The following is a 16,251-nucleotide window of genomic DNA, read 5'->3' as shown; positions in this document are numbered from 1 at the left end:
CGAGCCCTGTCGATGGCGCTGCTGTTGTGCCTGATCGCCCCGCCGCAAGCAACTGCCACCCAGTTGCATTCAGCGGTTGTTCCGGAGGGGCCGGCCATCGAACCGACGCAAGACGCTCTGCGCTGGTTGTGGGAGCGAAGCCGGTTGCGCCTGGGTATCGTCGAACGACACGATCCCCCTTTCGACCTGCTGGGCACCGGCCAGACCTATGAGGGTATCACTGCCGACTATGCCAGCCTGGTGGCGGCACGGTTGCGCATGCAGGTCGAGGTGCAGGTCTTTGCCACGCAGGACGAGGCCTTTGCGGCGTTGCGTGATGCACGCATCGACCTGGTCGGCTCGGTGACCGCACGCCAGGCCCAGGATGCCGGCTTGCGCTTATCGCATCCCTATGCCGAGGACCGGCCCATGCTGATGGCGGCCCGATCGGCCGGCGCACCGGGACCAGGGCATGAGCCCGGTATGCGCTTGGCCATGGTCGAAGGCTATCGCTCACTGGAACAGGTTCTGGCAGGTTACCCGCTGGCGCAGATCCAGTGGCATGCCTCGCCGTTCAGTGCCATGGCCGCGCTGGTACTGGGCCAGGCCGATGTGTATATCGGGGATGAGCACAAAGGACGCTACCTGCTGGGGCGCAGTCAGCTGTTCGGGGTCGAGGCGGTCGGTCGTGCCGACCTGGATTCACAGGCGATCGGTTTCGCCATGCTCGATTCGACCGGGCCGCTGGCGACCTTGGTCGATGAAGCCCTCGCCAGCATTGGCGAGCCCCAGCATGAGCAGATCCGCCGACGCTGGAGCCCGTTGGCGATGGCGGCCTACGATCCTGCTGCCTTGCAGTTGAGCACCTCCGAGCAGCGCTGGATCAGTGACAATCCTGTGGTCAAGGTGGTGCTGGACGAACAGTGGCTACCTCTGAGCTATCGCGATGCCAAGGCGGGGCTGCAGGGGCTGAGCCTGGACATCCTGCAATTGATCAGCCAGCGCACCGGGTTGCGTTTCGAGGTGCAAGCCTCAGGCACTATCGAGCAGATGATCGAGTGGGTGCGTCAGGGGCGTGCGCAGGTGATTGCCGGTTTGCCCTACAGCCCGCAGCGGGCCCGCGAGCTGAGTTTCAGTCGGGCTTACCTGAGCGCGGCACGGGTGCTGGTCACGCGTGAAGACGCCTCCGGCCCTGCGAGCCTGGTCGGGCTGGAGGGGCACCGACTGGGTGTGATCCTGGGCAGTGCCGTGCCGGACCTTCTGGCCCAGCGCTACCCGCGTATCCGCTTGCAGGCCTATGGCGGGGCACTCGAGGCACTGCACGCGGTCGCACGCGGTCAGGTGAGCGCGGCGGTGCTGACCTACGACGATGCGCGGCCGATGATCGCCCGTTGGTATCCGGGGCGCGTGAAGATCGCGGCCAGCGTCTCCTTGCCGCCTGCTCACTTTGCGCTGGCCACGGCGCGCGGCGAGCAGGCGTTGCAGGGCATCCTGAACAAGGCCCTGCTCAGCCTTGCCCCGCAGGAAACCGATGCCCTGGTGCGCCGCTGGCGCAATCCACTGATCGTGGGGGATGGGGTCTGGTCACGCTATCGTGGCAAGATCCTGGGGGGCTTCGCGGCAGCCTTGGGCCTGCTGTTGCTGGCGCTGGCGTGGATTCGTTACCTGCGCCGTCTGCAGCGAGAGGCGGCACGGGCGCGCCGCGAGGCGGAGGCGGCGAACCAGGCCAAGACTGGCTTTCTCACCACCATGAGCCATGAAATCCGCACTCCGCTACACGCGCTGCTGGGCATGCTCGAACTGGCCCAGCGCAAGGCGGGCCAAGGTGTCCTCGACCGCATGGCCATCGAAGTGGCCACCGATGCCGCGCGCGGCCTGCTCGAGCTGATCGGTGACATTCTCGATGTCAGCCGGATCGAAGCCGGGCGTTTGCAACTGGCGCCGCAGCGGGTCGTGCTGGGTGAGCAGGTGGCCAGCGTGGTTCAGTTGTTCGAAGCGCAGGCGCGGGCCAAGGGCCTGGTGTTGGAACTGGACATGTGCGGTGCACAGGCGTGCGAGGTCATGCTCGATCCTCTGCGCTTCAAGCAGATCCTCTCCAACGTTCTGAGCAATGCGATCAAGTTCACCGGCGATGGCCATGTCCGGGTTGATTTGCAGGCGCGTGCGCAGGGGGCCAGGCTGTCGGTCGAGCTTGCCGTGGAGGACACCGGGATCGGCATTGCCGCCGATGAGCTTGCCGCCCTTGGCCAACTGTTTCGCCAGGCCAGCAACCAACGACAATCGCCACGGCACAGCGCCGGGCTGGGTCTGGCCATCAGCCGCAGCCTGTGCCAGATGATGGGCGGGCACCTGAGGCTGGACAGTGTGCTGGGGCAGGGAACACGGGTGTGCATTCACCTTGAGCTGCCTTTGCTGACCGCGCAGGAAGCCCGTGAGGAGCCCGCCGTGCCCACGCCCATGACGCACTTCGCCAGATTGCGGGTGCTGGTGGTCGATGACTATCCGGCCAACCGCCTGTTGCTGGCCCAACAGCTCGATTACCTCGGCCATCAGGCCCGCGTCGCCGAAGACGGCACGCAGGCCCTGCGCTTGTGGCTCAAGGAGCATTTCGATGTAGTGATCAGCGATTGCAACATGCCACGCCTCGGTGGGCACGCACTGGCGCGGGCAATCCGCGAACATGAGCGGCGCAGCGAGCGTCCGCGCTGTCGGGTGATCGGGCTCACGGCCAGCGCCCTGGCCGATGAGCGAAACCGCTGCCGGGCTGCGGGCATGGACAGTTGCCTGTTCAAACCGCTGGGGCTGCAAGACCTGGAGCGGGTACTGACGGCGTGTCGTCCACCCTCACAGGCGAACGCATGCGGGCAATCGATTCTGGACATGGGCCATCTGATGCGCCTGGTGGGCAAGGACCAAGCTGCGCTCAATGCCTTGCTGTCCGATCTGCGCAGCAGCAATCGTAGTGATCTCAAGTGCTTGCAGGCGTTAAAAAGCCAGCCGCAGGCACTTGCGCAACTGGCCCATCGGGTCAAGGGCGCTGCGCGCATCGTGCGCGCCAGTACTCTGGTGGAATTGTGCGAACGTCTCGAACGTACCTGCACCGAGCCGTCACCCGCACCGAAGCAATTGAGCGCAGACGTGCGCGCCTTGCGCGCGGCGATGCAGCAACTGGATCGCCAGCTCAAGCGCCATGCCGCCACTGGCGGCATGGCGATGGCGTCATATCATCCCGAGCAACAACAGCACCAGCAGCACCACCAGTACGGCACCGACGATGCCGGACGGGCCATAACCCCAGCTGCGCGAATGGGGGAAGACCGGTAAGCCACCGATCAGCAGCAGGATCAGGATGATGATGAGGATCGTGGTCATGGGCGAAATCCTTGCGTGGTTGGGGTCAAGGGCCTGGAACTGCTGGCCTCTTGTAAATTCGGACTGTTGCCGGACCTGAAAGATTCCATTTGTGTGTCTGCCCCTTGCAGGTCGACGAGCTCGGCACTGACTGAACGGTCATGGGCTTGCATTCACTATCCTGATGAATCCTGCCTGGCTGTCCGACGTTGATTAGACTCGGTTGCAATTCAGTCGGCACAAGGCCCGTCACCATGCAAAACCGCATCATGATCACAGGCGCAGGATCCGGCCTGGGCCGCGAGATCGCCCTGCGCTGGGCTCGGGAGGGTTGGCGCCTGGCGCTGGCAGATGTCAACGATGCTGGCCTGCGCGAAACCCTGGAGCAGGTACGTGCAGCAGGCGGCGATGGTTTCGTGCAGCGTTGCGACGTGCGTGATTACAGCCAGCTCACCGCCTTGGCCCAAGCCTGCGAAGAACAATTCGGCGGCATCGATGTGATCGTCAACAACGCGGGCGTCGCCTCGGGCGGGTTCTTCGCCGAGCTGTCGCTTGAAGACTGGGACTGGCAGATCGCAGTCAACCTGATGGGCGTGGTCAAGGGCTGCAAGGCGTTTTTGCCACTGCTCGAGCGCAGCAAGGGGCGCATCATCAACATCGCTTCGATGGCGGCGCTGATGCAAGGGCCGGGGATGAGCAACTACAACGTCGCCAAGGCCGGTGTGCTGGCGCTTTCGGAAAGCCTGCTGGTGGAGTTGCGCCAGCTCGAGGTGGGGGTGCATGTGGTGTGCCCCTCGTTCTTCCAGACCAACCTGCTCGACTCTTTCCGCGGGCCGAATCCGACGATGAAGGCGCAGGTCGGCAAGCTGCTGGAAGGCTCGCCCATCACTGCCGCACAGATTGCCGACTACATCCACGCTCAGGTCGCGGCGGGCGAATTCCTGATTCTGCCGCACGAGGCCGGACGCGATGCCTGGCGTCTGAAGTGCCAAGCCCCGCAGGTGCTCTATGACGAGATGGCCAGTATGGCGGTAAAGATGCGGGCCAAGGCGCGGCCAGGGCAATAGCTGTTCTGCAGGTGCCGTCTGTAGGGCTTTTTACCGATCTGGGTAGGTGGGGTCTATTTCACAGCTGAATGATTGAATAGGCCGAATGCCCATAGCAGGCTCGGATTTTCCCTGGGTCTGGAGGATCGGAGCATGTTGGTAATCGGACGTGATGTCGGCGAGGTCGTCACCATTGGCGAGAACATCCGTATCAAAGTGATGGCCGTCGAAGGGGGGGTGGTGCGCTTCGGGATCAGTGCACCGCGTGAGGTGGTGGTGCACCGCTCGGAGATTTACAAGCGTATCAAGGAGCAGGAACTGGAGCGCAGCTCCTCGTCTTAATCCAGCAACTCCCGTGGCACATCATGCTTGGCCAGTAACTGGCACTGCTGGCTTTCCAGGTCGAAGAGGATGAATGCCTGGCCTTTGGCCAAGGCCTGGCGCACGCGCAGCACGCGGGTTTCCAGCGGGGTGTCGTCGCCGTTGTCGGTGCCGTCGCGGGTGACGAAGTCTTCGATCAGGCGGGTGAGGGTGTCGGCTTCGAGTTGGTCGTAGGGGATCAGCATGATGGCTATCGGGTTGGGCAGGTTGGGCTGCATGCTACTTGAAAGTGGGGCAGGGACGTTAATCGTCGGCGACGTCTGAGCGGGTTCACCCGCGTAGACGCCGCCGCCAGGTTCAGCTCTTGTTGCCCACCAGGCTATCCACCGCTGGCACCCGGGTATCGCTCTCCATTTGCGCATCATGCTCCAGTTGATGACTGAAGCGCTCCAGAGAAGCATTGGCCGGTTGCGAGTCGCTGGCGAACACGGGTGGGCTGAGCAGGTACGCCGACAACAGGCGGCTCAGTGCAGCCAGGCTGTCGATGTGGGTGCGCTCGTAACCGTGAGTGGCGTCGCAACCGAACGCCACCAGCGCAGTGCGGATATCGTGCCCGGCCGTGACCGCCGAGTGGGCGTCGCTGAAGTAGTAGCGGAACAGGTCGCGGCGTACCGGCAACTCCTGGTCGCTCGCGAGCTTGAGCAGATGGCGGGACAGGTGGTAGTCGTACGGGCCTGACGAGTCCTGCATCGCCACGCTTACCGCATGCTCGCTGGACGCCTGCCCCGGCGCCACAGGGGCGATGTCGATGCCGACGAACTCGCTGACATCCCAAGGCAGCGCGCCTGCGGCCCCGGAGCCGGTTTCCTCGGTGATGGTGAACAGCGGATGGCAGTCGATCAGCGGTTGGCGGCCACTTTCCACCACAGCCTTGAGGGCTGCGAGCAATGCCGCCACGCCGGCTTTGTCGTCCAGGTGACGGGCGCTGATATGGCCGCTGTCGGTGAATTCCGGTAGCGGGTCGAAGGCGACGAAGTCGCCGATGCCGATGCCCAGCGCCTCGCAATCGGCGCGGGTAGCGCAGTAGGCGTCCAGGCGCACCTCAACGTGTTCCCAGCTGATCGGCATCTGGTCGATGGCCGTGTTGAACGCGTGCCCGCTGGCCATCAACGGCAGCACGCTGCCGCGAAACACGCCGGTGTCGGTGAACACGCTGACCCGGCTGCCTTCGGCGAAGCGGCTGGACCAGTGACCTACTGCCGACAGTGCCAGGCGGCCGTTGTCCTGCAACTGCCGCACGCTGGCGCCGATGGTGTCCAGGTGTGCCGAGACGGCGCGATCGGGCGAACTCTGACGGCCCTTGAGCGTGGCGCGGATGGTGCCACGGCGGGTCAGCTCGAAGGGGATGCCCAGTTCGTCCAGGCGCTCGGCTACGTAGCGCACGATGGTATCGGTGAAGCCGGTGGGACTGGGGATGGCGAGCATCTCCAGGAGGACGCGCTTGAGGTAGTCCAGGTCGGGTTCGGGGAGTCGTTCGGACATGGGTACTCCTTGGGGTCTTTGCTGGCTTTTTCGCGGGCAAGCCCATTCCACAAGGGCTTGCCCGCGAAAAGGCCAGCAGCGATTCAGGCCAGGGGCTGGCTATGCGGGAACAGCAGATCCACGAACCGCTCCGCAGTCGGCTGCGGTTCATGGTTGGCCAGCCCGGCCCGCTCGTTGGCTTCGATGATCACGTAGTCCGGCTGCTGCGCATCGCGCACCATCAGGTCCAGGCCGACCACCGGAATTTCCAGTGCCCGTGCAGCCCTCACCGCCGCATCGGCGAGCACCGGGTGCAACTGTTCGGTGACATCTTCCAGGGTGCCGCCAGTGTGCAGGTTCGCCGTGCGCCGCACCGCCAGGCGCTGGCCTGCCGGCAATACGTCTTCAAAACCCAGCCCGGAGGCGCGCAGGGTGCGCTCGGTTTCCTCATCCATCGGGATGCGGCTTTCACCCCCAGTTGCGGCCTGGCGACGGCGGCTCTGGGCCTCGATCAGCGCCTTTATGGTGTGCTTGCCGTCGCCGATCACCTCGGCCGGATGGCGAATGGCGGCGGCCACCACCTCGAAGCCGATCACCAGGATGCGCAGGTCGAAACCGGCGTGGAAGCTCTCCAGCAGCACGCGGCTGTCGAAACGCCGGGCGTGCTCCACAGCCTGGCTGATCTCGTCGTATTCGGTGAGGTTGACCGCGACGCCCTGGCCCTGCTCGCCATCCACGGGCTTGACCACCACGGCGCCATGCTCTTCGAGAAAAGCCAGGTTGTCGTCGGCGTTGCCGGCCAATTGCTGGGCAGGCACCTGCAGGCCGGCATCGTGCAGCACCTTGCGGGTCAGGCGCTTGTCCTGGCACAGGGTCATGGTCACGGCGCTGGTCAAGTCACTCAGTGATTCGCGACAGCGAATCCTGCGACCGCCCAGGCTCAGGGTGAACAGCCCGGCGCTGGCGTCGTCTACCTGGACTTCGATACCACGGCGCAGGGCTTCGTTGACGATGATCCGCGCGTAGGGATTGAGCCCGGCTTCAGGGCCAGGGCCGAGGAACAGTTCCTGGTTGATGCCATTCCTGCGCTTGACGGCGAAGGTGGGCAGGTTGCGAAAGCCCAGCTTCTGGTAAAGCCGCTTGGCCTGGCGGTTGTCGTGCATCACCGACAGGTCGAGGTAGGCCAGGCCGCGGCTCATGAAGTGCTCGACCAGATGGCGCACCAGCACTTCGCCGACACCCGGACGGCTGCACTGCGGGGAGACGGCCAGGCACCACAGGCTGCTGCCGTGTTCAGGGTCGTCGAAAGCCTTGCTGTGGTTCAGGCCCATGACGCTGCCGATCACAGCGCCGGTGTCCTCGTCCTCGGCAATCCAGTACACCGGGCCACCCAGGTGGCGCGGGGTGAGTAGCTCGGGATTGACCGGCATCATGCCGCGCGCCTGATACAGCGTGTTGATCGCCTGCCAGTCGCCTTCGGCCTGGGCGCGGCGGATGCGAAACCCGCGGAATACGCGCTGGGCCGGGCGGTAGTCGGTGAACCACAGGCGCAGGGTGTCGGAGGGGTCGAGAAACAACTGTTGCGGCGCCTGGGCCAGCAACTGCTGGGGGGCCGCCACGTACAGGGCGATGTCACGTTCGCCGGGCTGTTCGTCGAGCATGGCCTCGGCAAGTTGTGCAGGGTCAGGGTAGGTGTGGCCGATCAGCAACCGTCCCCAGCCGCAGTGCACGGCACGCGGCTGGTCGTGGGGGTCGCTGCCGTCACCGGCCAGGCGTGCCTGCAGGCGTTCGTAGGAGGGCGCCTGGCCGCGCAACAGGCGCTGGCCATAGGCACTATGGGCTTTCATCGGTCAGATTCCTTGTTCGCTGAGCCACAGGTTCAGGGCCGCCAGTTGCCACAGCTTGGAGCCGCGCAGTGGGGTGAGCTGGCCGTGGGGGTTGCTCAGCAGGCGATCGAGCATGGCCGGGTTGAACAGGCCACGGTCCTGGCTCGGGTCGGTCAGCAGTTCGCGTACCCAGCCAAGGGTCGCGCCCTCCAGGTGCTTGAGGCCGGGTACGGGGAAGTAGCCCTTCTTGCGGTCGATGACTTCATGGGGAATGACCCGTCGCGCCGCCTGCTTGAGCACCTGCTTGCCGCCGTCGGGCAGCTTGAAGCGGGCCGGGATACGGGCAGAAAGTTCGACCAGGCGATAGTCGAGGAACGGCGTACGTGCCTCCAGCCCCCAGGCCATGGTCATGTTGTCGACACGCTTGACCGGGTCGTCGACCAGCATCACCGTGCTGTCCAGGCGCAGGGCCTTGTCCACCGCATGGGTTGCACCGGGACGGGCGAAGTGCTCGCGAACGAAATCGCCGGCGGCATCGTTGTCCAGCAACCAGGGGGCCTGCACGGTGTCGCGGTATTCGTCGTGGCTACGGTCGAAGAACGCCTCGCGATAGGCAGCGAAGGCATCCTCGGCACCATTCACCTGCGGGTACCAGTGATAGCCGGCGAACAACTCGTCGGCGCCCTGGCCGCTCTGCACGCCCTTGCAGTGCTTGGCGACTTCACGCGAAAGCAGGTAGAAGGCGATGCAGTCATGGCTGACCATCGGCTCGCTCATGGCGCGGAAGGCGGCCGGCAACTGATCGATGATCTCGTGTTCGGCGATGCGCAGCTGGTGGTGGCGGGTGCCGTAGTGCTTGGCGATCAGGTCCGAGTACTGGAACTCGTCGCCACGTTCGCCGCCGGCATCCTCGAAACCGATGGAGAAGGTCGACAGGTCGTCCACGCCGACTTCGCGCAGCAGGCCGACCAGCAGGCTGGAGTCGACACCACCTGACAGCAGCACGCCGACATCCACTGCCGCGCGCTGGCGGATCGCCACGGCATCGCGGGTGGCATCGAGCACACGGGTGGTCCAGCCTTCGAGGTCGAGGTCCTGCTCGTCCGGGGTTGGGCCGTAATGCAGTTGCCACCAGGTCTGGCGCTCGACTTCGCCGTGGCGGTCGATGCGCATCCAGGTCCCGGGCTCGAGCTTCTGCACGTTGGCCAGCATCGTGCGCGGTGCTGGCACCACGGCGTGGAAGTTGAGGTAGTGATTGAGCGCCACCGGGTCGATCATCGGATCGATGTCGCCGCCTTTGAGCAGCGCTGGCAGGGTCGAGGCGAAGCGCAGGCGCTCGCCGTTGCGCGACAGGTACAGCGGCTTGACGCCGAGGCGGTCGCGGGCCAGGAACAGGCGCTGGTTGTCGCGCTCCCAGATGGCCAGGGCGAACATGCCGTTGAGCTTGGGCAGCAGCGCGGCGCCCCAGGCGTGGTAGCCCTTGAGCAGCACTTCGGTGTCGCCGTCTGACCAGAAGTTATAGCCCAGGTCCTGCAGTTCCTGGCGCAGCTCCGGGAAGTTGTAGATGGCGCCGTTGAACGCCAGGGACAGGCCGAGGGTGTTGTCGACCATCGGCTGCGCCGAGCCGTCGGACAGGTCCATGATCTTCAGACGCCGATGGCCGAGGGCGATCGGCCCCTGGCTGTGGAAGCCCCAGGCATCAGGGCCACGTGGCGCCAGATGATGGGTGATGCGCTCCACCGCGGCGAGATCCGCCGGGCGGGGGGCTTGGTCGATGGGGGTGAAACGCAACTCTCCTGCTAATCCGCACATAAGTCCTTACCGGTTTTGCCGTTGGGGAAAGAGTGCCCCCACATGGGGCACCTTAAGGAACTGACCCAGGGGATTTGCGGGAGTTTTAGATCAATCTGTTATATGGGATGGGTGGGTGCTGTTTCATTTGCCGCGAATCAGCTTGCGCAGCGTGAAGCGGTTTGGATGACAGGCCTCGGCCACGGCCCGAGGTACCGGCAGTGGTTCGCCACTGGCCCAGGCGGCAATCAGCTCGCCGCTCAAAGGCGCGGTAATCAGGCCGCGTGAGCCGTGGCCGCTGTTGACGTACAAGCCTTCCAGCCAGGGGCAGGCGATCGCCGGAACCTGTCGGGCATCCTTGGCCAGCATTGAATAGGTCGTGCTGAACGCAGCAGGATCGGCCAGCGGCCCGACAATCGGCAGGTAATCCGGGCTTGTGCAGCGAAACGCTGCGCGCCCCTGCAACTGTTCCGGATCCAGTGCGGCCGTGTCGAGCCGCTGCGCCAGGTCGGCAGAAATCGCTTCCAGCAGACCCAGATTGCTTGCGTGCTCGCCGGCAGTGGGGGCGAGGTCGAGGCTATGGAAGTCAAAACTGGCGCCGAGGGTGTGCTCGCCATCGCGCGCCGGGGCGACGTAGCCGTCGGCGCAGACCACGGTGCCCAGCGCCTGGCTGCGCTCGGTCAGCGGCAGGCGGGTGATCTGTCCGCGGATACGCTTGAGCGGCAGCTCGACGCATGCCTCGAAGTTGCGTATCTCAGCGGCACCGGCCAGCACCACCAGCGGCGCACTGGCCAGCAACCGTTCGCCGTCCCAGGCTTGCCACAGACCGTCGACGCGGCGCAGTTCGATCACCTGGTGATGGTTGAGCAGGCGAATGCGCGGGTGTTGCAGTTGCGCGTGGCACAGTGCGGGCGGGTGCACCCAGCCGCCCTCGGGGTAGAACAGCCCACCGCTGGCCAGGGCGACCCCGGCGATCGCCTCGGCCTGCTCGCGATCCAGGCACTGCAGCAGGCTGCTGTCGAAGGCGCCGGCAAGTTTGGCCTGGCGTTCGGTTTCCTTGGTGTCGAAGGCCAGTTGCAGCACGCCGCAGTCGTCCCAGTCGCGGCCACGCTGCAGGCGTTCGAGCCAACGGCGGGTGTAGCCGAACCCGGCGAGGATCATCTGCGACAAGGCGGTGCCGTGTGCCGACAGCTTCAGGTACAGCACGCCCTGGGGGTTGCCGGAGGCCTCTCGGGCCGGGGCGTCGTGGCGTTCCAGCACTTCGACCTGCCAACCGCGTGCAGCCAGGCTGGCGGCGCTGGCGCAACCGGCCAGCCCGGCGCCGATGACCAGCGCGCGACGGGGGCCGTCCACGGGTGCAGGGCGTGCATACCAGGGGGCTGGTTGTGGCGGCGTCGGCAGGTCTTCAGGCCAGCCGACGAACTCTCCCCCCATCACTTCCCACTTCTTGCCCAGCCCCGGCACTTTCTTGATCGCAAAACCGGCGGCTGCCAGGCCGCGGCGCACCCAACCTGTGGTGGTGAAGGTCCCCAGCGTGGTGCCGGGGCGTGACAGCCGTGCCAGTTGCGCGAACAGTTCCGGGGTCCACATGTCCGGGTTCTTCGCCGGGGCGAAACCATCCAGAAACCAGGCGTCGATGGGCGCGTCGAGCTGGGGCAACTGTTCCAGCACGTCACCGACCAGCAGGGTGAGGGTGACCCGGCCCTGCTCGAAGCTGAACTGCTGGAAGCCTGGGTGCACGGCCACATACTGCGCCAGCAAGGGGTCGCTGAAGGGCGAAAGCTCCGGCCACAGCGCTGCCGCGCGGGCCAGGTCGGCGCGACTCAGTGGGTACTTCTCGACACTGACGAAATGCAGCCGCGCCTCGGGGTGGGCTTTTTCTGCGAACAGTTGCCAGGCACAGAAGAAGTTCATGCCGGTACCAAAACCGGTCTCGCCGATCACCAGACAGGCGTGCGGCGCAAGCTCGGCGAAGCGCCGGGCCAGGTGGTTGCGCTCGAGGAAGACGTATACCGTTTCGTGCACGCCCTCGTTCTTCGAGAAATAGACGTCGTCGTATTGCCGCGAGTGGGGGCGGCCCTGGTCGTCCCAGTCGATCTGGGCGTGCTGGGGGAGTGGGGTATCAGGCATGGTCGGTTCGGCTGGCAGTGAAGCGAAGATTTTATGCCATCTGCGTCGCCGACGCTGTATCCGCCGTGGTGAAGAGGGCGCAAGACTGGCGTGCAATCCGCTACTCTTGCTTATCCATCGAAGGAGTGAGCCATGTTCGAATCCGCGGAAATCGGTCACAGCATTGACAAGGAAACCTACGAGGCCGAATTGCCGGCCCTGCGCGAGGCGTTGCTGGAGGCCCAGTTCGAGCTCAAGCAGCAGGCGCGTTTTCCGGTCATCGTACTGATCAACGGTGTCGAGGGTGCTGGCAAGGGCGAAACGGTCAAGCTGCTCAACGAGTGGATGGACCCGCGGATGATCGATGTGCTCACCTTCGACCAGCAGACCGACGAAGAACTGGCGCGCCCACCCGCCTGGCGATACTGGCGTGCACTACCGCCAAAAGGGCGAATGGGCGTGTTCTTCGGCAACTGGTACAGCCAGATGTTGCAGGGGCGGGTGCATGGTCGCTTCAAGGATGCGGTGCTCGATCAGGCCATTACCGGCGCCGAGCGCCTGGAGCAGATGCTTTGCGACGAAGGTGCACTGATCATCAAGTTCTGGTTCCACCTCTCCAAGAAACAGATGAAGACCCGGCTCAAGGTGCTGCGCGACGATCCGCTGCACAGTTGGCGCATCAGTCCGCTGGACTGGCAGCAGTCCGAGACCTACGACCGCTTCGTACGTTTCGGTGAGCGGGTTCTGCGGCGCACCAGCCGCGACTACGCGCCCTGGCATGTGATCGAGGGTGTCGATCCGCACTACCGTGCGCTGGCGGCCGGGCGCATTCTGCTCGAAAGCCTGAACGCGGCGCTGGCCAATGCGCCGAAGGGCAAGCACCAGGGCAATGTCGCGCCATTGGGGCGCAGTATCGATCAGTTGAGCTTGCTCGGCGCGCTGGATCTCACCCGGCGCCTCGACAAGCACGACTACCAGAAGCAGCTGGTCGCCGAGCAGGCGCGCCTGGCCGGGCTGTTGCGGCACAAGCGCATGCGCGAGCACGCCCTTGTCGCGGTGTTCGAAGGCAACGATGCTGCGGGCAAGGGTGGGGCGATTCGTCGCGTGGCCGCCGCGCTGGACCCACGCCAGTACCGCATCGTGCCGATCGCTGCGCCCACCGAAGAGGAGCGAGCCCAGCCCTACCTCTGGCGGTTCTGGCGGCATGTACCGGCGCGCGGCAAGTTCACCATCTTCGACCGCTCCTGGTACGGCAGGGTGCTGGTGGAGCGGGTCGAAGGATTCTGCACCCCGGCCGACTGGATGCGCGCTTATGGCGAGATCAATGATTTCGAGGAACAGTTGAGCAACTCGGGCATCGTGGTCGTGAAGTTCTGGCTGGCAATCGACCAAGAGACACAGTTGCAGCGCTTCGAGGAACGTGAAGAGATCCCGTTCAAGCGCTACAAGATCACCGAGGAAGACTGGCGCAACCGCGACAAGTGGGATGTTTACGCCGAGGCGGTGGGTGACATGGTCGATCGTACCAGCTCCGAGATAGCCCCTTGGACGCTGGTGGAGGCCAACGACAAGCGCTGGGCGCGGGTCAAGGTGCTGCGTACCATCAACGATGCACTGGAAGCGGCGTTCGCCAGGCACAAGAAGTGACGCATCCCGTCCGCCGCGGGGCAGCCATGCCCCGCGGGAATGACCTGATGAATTCTTTTCCCGCCACTTTCTGCCAGCCCCATCTTTGCAGCCCTTAGACTTCAATCACCCCACTCAGGGCATTGATCGAGGACGCTATGCACATTTCTTCCGGACGCTGGGTCCATGGCCTGTTCCTGGCGCTGCTGACCGCGCTACTGTGGGGCATTCTGCCGATCAAGCTCAAGCAGGTGCTGCAGGTGATGGATCCGATCACGGTCACCTGGTATCGGCTGCTGGTCTCCGGCGGCCTGTTGTTCGCCTGGCTGGCCGCCAACCGGCGCCTGCCGCCAGTCCAGCGGCTAGGGCGCAAGGGCTTGGGCCTGGTAGCGGTGGCCGTGTGTGGGCTGATGGGTAACTACGTGCTGTATCTGGTCGGTCTCAAACTGCTCAGCCCTGGTACTGCACAGTTGGTGGTGCAACTGGGGCCGGTGCTGTTGCTGGTGGCCAGTGTGTTTGTGTTCAAAGAGCGTTTCAGCTTGGGCCAGGGTATCGGGTTGCTGGTGCTGCTGGCCGGTTTCGGGCTGTTCTTCAACCAGCGCCTGGACGAGCTGCTGACATCACTTGGGACCTATACCACCGGTGTACTGACGATCATCCTGGCCACCAGCATCTGGGTATTCTATGCCCTGAGCCAGAAGCAGTTGCTGACGGTCTGGCATTCGCAGCAGGTGATGATGGTGATCTACCTGTGCTGCGCGGCGCTGCTGACGCCCTGGGTGCATCCGCTGGAGGCGCTGCAACTGACGGCTGTACAAGGCTGGTTGCTGCTGGCGTGCTGCCTGAACACCCTGGTCGCCTATGGCGCATTTGCCGAGGCTTTGGCGCATTGGGAAGCATCGCGGGTGAGTGCGACCTTGGCACTGACGCCGCTGGTCACCTTTATTGCGGTGGCGCTTTCGGCCTGGGTGTGGCCTGAGTACGTGCATGCCGAACAGATCAATGCGCTGGGCTATGCCGGGGCGGTGACGGTGGTGGCAGGGTCGGCACTGGTGGCGCTGGGGCCTTCGCTGGTGGCGGGGTGGCGGGCGCGGCGGGCCAGGGTGGCAGAGGTACACAGATGATCGGCGGGGGCCTCTTCGCGGGCAAGCCCGCGAAGAGGCCCCTATCGTCTCAGGATCAGCCCTTGGCCCCCGGTGCCAGCATGTTTTCCGGGCGCACCCACTGGTCGAACTGCTCGTTGGTCAGGTACTTGAGCTCCAGCGCTGCCTCGCGCAGGGTCTTGCCCTCGCTGTAGGCCTTCTTGGCGATCTCCGCAGCCTTGTCGTAGCCGATGTGCGGGTTCAGCGCCGTCACCAGCATCAGCCCGCGCTCCAGGTGGGCGGCCATCTGTTCGGCGTCCGGCTCGATGCCGGCCACGCAGTGCTCCTGGAAGTTGCGGCAGCCATCGGCCAACAGTTCGATCGACTGCAGCAGGTTGTGGATTATCACCGGCTTGAACACATTCAACTGCAAGTGCCCCTGGCTGGCCGCGAAGCCGATCGCCGCATCGTTGCCCAGTACCTGGCAGGCCAGCATCGACAGGGCTTCGCATTGGGTCGGATTGACCTTGCCCGGCATGATAGAGCTGCCTGGTTCGTTGGCCGGCAGGCGTACCTCGGCAAGTCCGGCACGCGGGCCGGAACCCAGCAGGCGCAGGTCGTTGGCGATCTTCATCAGGGCCACTGCCAGGGTCTTGAGCGCGCCAGCCAGGCTGGTCAGCGGCTCATGGCCGGCGAGGGCGGCGAACTTGTTCGGTGCGGTGACGAAGGGCAGGCCGGACAGCGCAGCGAGCTCAGCGGCAATGGCTTCGGCAAAGCCGTGTGGGGCGTTGAGACCGGTGCCGACGGCCGTGCCGCCCTGGGCCAGTTCACAAACTGCCGGAAGGGTGGCGCGAATTGCCCGCTGGGCGTAGTCAAGCTGGGCAACGAAGGCCGAGATTTCCTGGCCGAAGGTGATGGGCGTGGCGTCCATCATGTGCGTGCGGCCAGTCTTGACCAGATTCGAGTGACGCGCCGACAGTTCTGCCAGGCCCGACGACAGCTCGGCGATGGCCGGCAGCAGCTTGTTGTGCACGGCCTGGGCGGCCGCGATGCTCATGGCGGTAGGGAAGCAGTCGTTGGAGCTCTGCGAGCGGTTGACGTGATCGTTCGGGTGGACCGGCACCTTGCCGCCACGGCCCTTGCCAGCCAGTTCGTTGGCGCGCCCGGCAATCACTTCGTTGACGTTCATGTTGCTCTGGGTGCCACTGCCGGTCTGCCAGACCACCAGCGGGAACTGATCGTCGTGTTCGCCGTCGAGCACTTCGTCGGCGGCTTGTTCGATCAGTCGGGCAATGTCGGCTGGCAGGTCGCCGTTACGGTCGTTGACTCGTGCCGCGGCTTTCTTGACCAGCGCCAGGGCGTGGAGGACAGCCAGGGGCATGCGCTCCTTGCCGATGGCGAAGTTGATCAGCGAGCGCTGGGTTTGCGCACCCCAGTAGGCGTCCTCTGGAACTTCGACCGGGCCCAGGCTGTCTGTCTCGATACGGCTCATGCTGCGCTCACTCCTTTGTTCAGTCAGAAGTCGCAGTTTAGGCCCTGATCCACCCGGGCGGTCAATCGCTCGTCTTCCCACTTGAGCACAGTGCCCATCGCGGCGCA

Annotated in this window: 11 protein-coding genes and 1 pseudogene; 5 read left to right on the top strand and 7 right to left on the bottom strand. The window is 64.9% G+C overall.

The window, feature by feature from the left end; all coding sequences use genetic code 11:
- Positions 1-12 precede the first annotated feature (12 nt).
- A pseudogene (locus ACNFHO_RS06435) lies at positions 13-3,096 on the top strand (transporter substrate-binding domain-containing protein); the annotation flags it as partial.
- A 102-nt stretch (positions 3,097-3,198) separates the two neighbouring features.
- On the opposite strand, the gene ACNFHO_RS06430 reads toward ACNFHO_RS06435, so the two are convergent.
- Positions 3,199-3,351: a DUF3309 family protein gene (locus ACNFHO_RS06430; RefSeq protein WP_065862157.1), complete on the bottom strand. Its 153-nt coding sequence runs from the start codon at positions 3,349-3,351 to the stop codon at positions 3,199-3,201.
- 233 nt (positions 3,352-3,584) lie between these two features.
- Here ACNFHO_RS06430 and ACNFHO_RS06425 point away from each other — a divergent pair, with 233 nt between their 5' ends.
- Together ACNFHO_RS06425 and csrA are read left to right on the top strand one after the other, a co-directional pair.
- A complete protein-coding gene (locus ACNFHO_RS06425) occupies positions 3,585-4,397 on the top strand; it encodes an SDR family oxidoreductase (RefSeq protein WP_054893856.1) in 813 nt (270 codons plus the stop codon).
- Positions 4,398-4,529: 132 nt separating this feature from the next.
- Positions 4,530-4,718: a carbon storage regulator CsrA gene (gene csrA / locus ACNFHO_RS06420; protein ID WP_063545790.1), complete on the top strand. Its 189-nt coding sequence runs from the start codon at positions 4,530-4,532 to the stop codon at positions 4,716-4,718.
- Here the strand turns inward: csrA and ACNFHO_RS06415 are convergent.
- The 5 genes from ACNFHO_RS06415 to mnmC form a co-directional block, all read right to left on the bottom strand.
- Positions 4,715-4,942: a YheU family protein gene (locus ACNFHO_RS06415; RefSeq protein ID WP_054893888.1), complete on the bottom strand. Its 228-nt coding sequence runs from the start codon at positions 4,940-4,942 to the stop codon at positions 4,715-4,717. The genes csrA and ACNFHO_RS06415 overlap by 4 nt on opposite strands.
- Before the next feature lie 112 nt (positions 4,943-5,054).
- Positions 5,055-6,239: an osmoprotectant NAGGN system M42 family peptidase gene (locus tag ACNFHO_RS06410; RefSeq protein ID WP_063545789.1), complete on the bottom strand. Its 1,185-nt coding sequence runs from the start codon at positions 6,237-6,239 to the stop codon at positions 5,055-5,057.
- A gap of 83 nt (positions 6,240-6,322) precedes the next feature.
- Positions 6,323-8,065, bottom strand: coding sequence for an N-acetylglutaminylglutamine synthetase (gene ngg, locus ACNFHO_RS06405; RefSeq protein ID WP_054893859.1), 1,743 nt, complete (start codon positions 8,063-8,065; stop codon positions 6,323-6,325).
- Positions 8,066-8,068: 3 nt separating this feature from the next.
- Complete coding sequence (locus ACNFHO_RS06400; RefSeq protein ID WP_054893860.1) at positions 8,069-9,856, bottom strand: N-acetylglutaminylglutamine amidotransferase; 1,788 nt, start codon at positions 9,854-9,856, stop codon at positions 8,069-8,071.
- 123 nt (positions 9,857-9,979) lie between these two features.
- Positions 9,980-11,965, bottom strand: coding sequence for a bifunctional tRNA (5-methylaminomethyl-2-thiouridine)(34)-methyltransferase MnmD/FAD-dependent 5-carboxymethylaminomethyl-2-thiouridine(34) oxidoreductase MnmC (gene mnmC, locus ACNFHO_RS06395; protein ID WP_416765675.1), 1,986 nt, complete (start codon positions 11,963-11,965; stop codon positions 9,980-9,982).
- A 132-nt stretch (positions 11,966-12,097) separates the two neighbouring features.
- Between mnmC and pap the strand changes: the two genes are divergently transcribed.
- The gene (gene pap, locus ACNFHO_RS06390; RefSeq protein ID WP_054893862.1) at positions 12,098-13,591 is read left to right on the top strand and encodes a polyphosphate:AMP phosphotransferase; all 1,494 of its coding nucleotides are present in this window, start codon (positions 12,098-12,100) and stop codon (positions 13,589-13,591) included.
- Positions 13,592-13,728: 137 nt separating this feature from the next.
- The gene (locus tag ACNFHO_RS06385; protein WP_416765672.1) at positions 13,729-14,694 is read left to right on the top strand and encodes a DMT family transporter; all 966 of its coding nucleotides are present in this window, start codon (positions 13,729-13,731) and stop codon (positions 14,692-14,694) included.
- A gap of 55 nt (positions 14,695-14,749) precedes the next feature.
- Here ACNFHO_RS06385 and ACNFHO_RS06380 read toward each other — a convergent pair whose 3' ends face one another.
- Positions 14,750-16,144 carry a class II fumarate hydratase gene (locus tag ACNFHO_RS06380; protein WP_065862149.1) on the bottom strand — a complete coding sequence of 465 codons (1,395 nt, stop codon included), beginning with the start codon at positions 16,142-16,144 and terminating at the stop codon, positions 14,750-14,752.
- Positions 16,145-16,251: the final 107 nt, after the last annotated feature.

This window comes from Pseudomonas sp. NY15374, assembly GCF_048068255.1.
Lineage (GTDB): Bacteria > Pseudomonadota > Gammaproteobacteria > Pseudomonadales > Pseudomonadaceae > Aquipseudomonas > Aquipseudomonas machongensis.
This window is presented reverse-complemented; position numbering and strand designations above follow the sequence as displayed.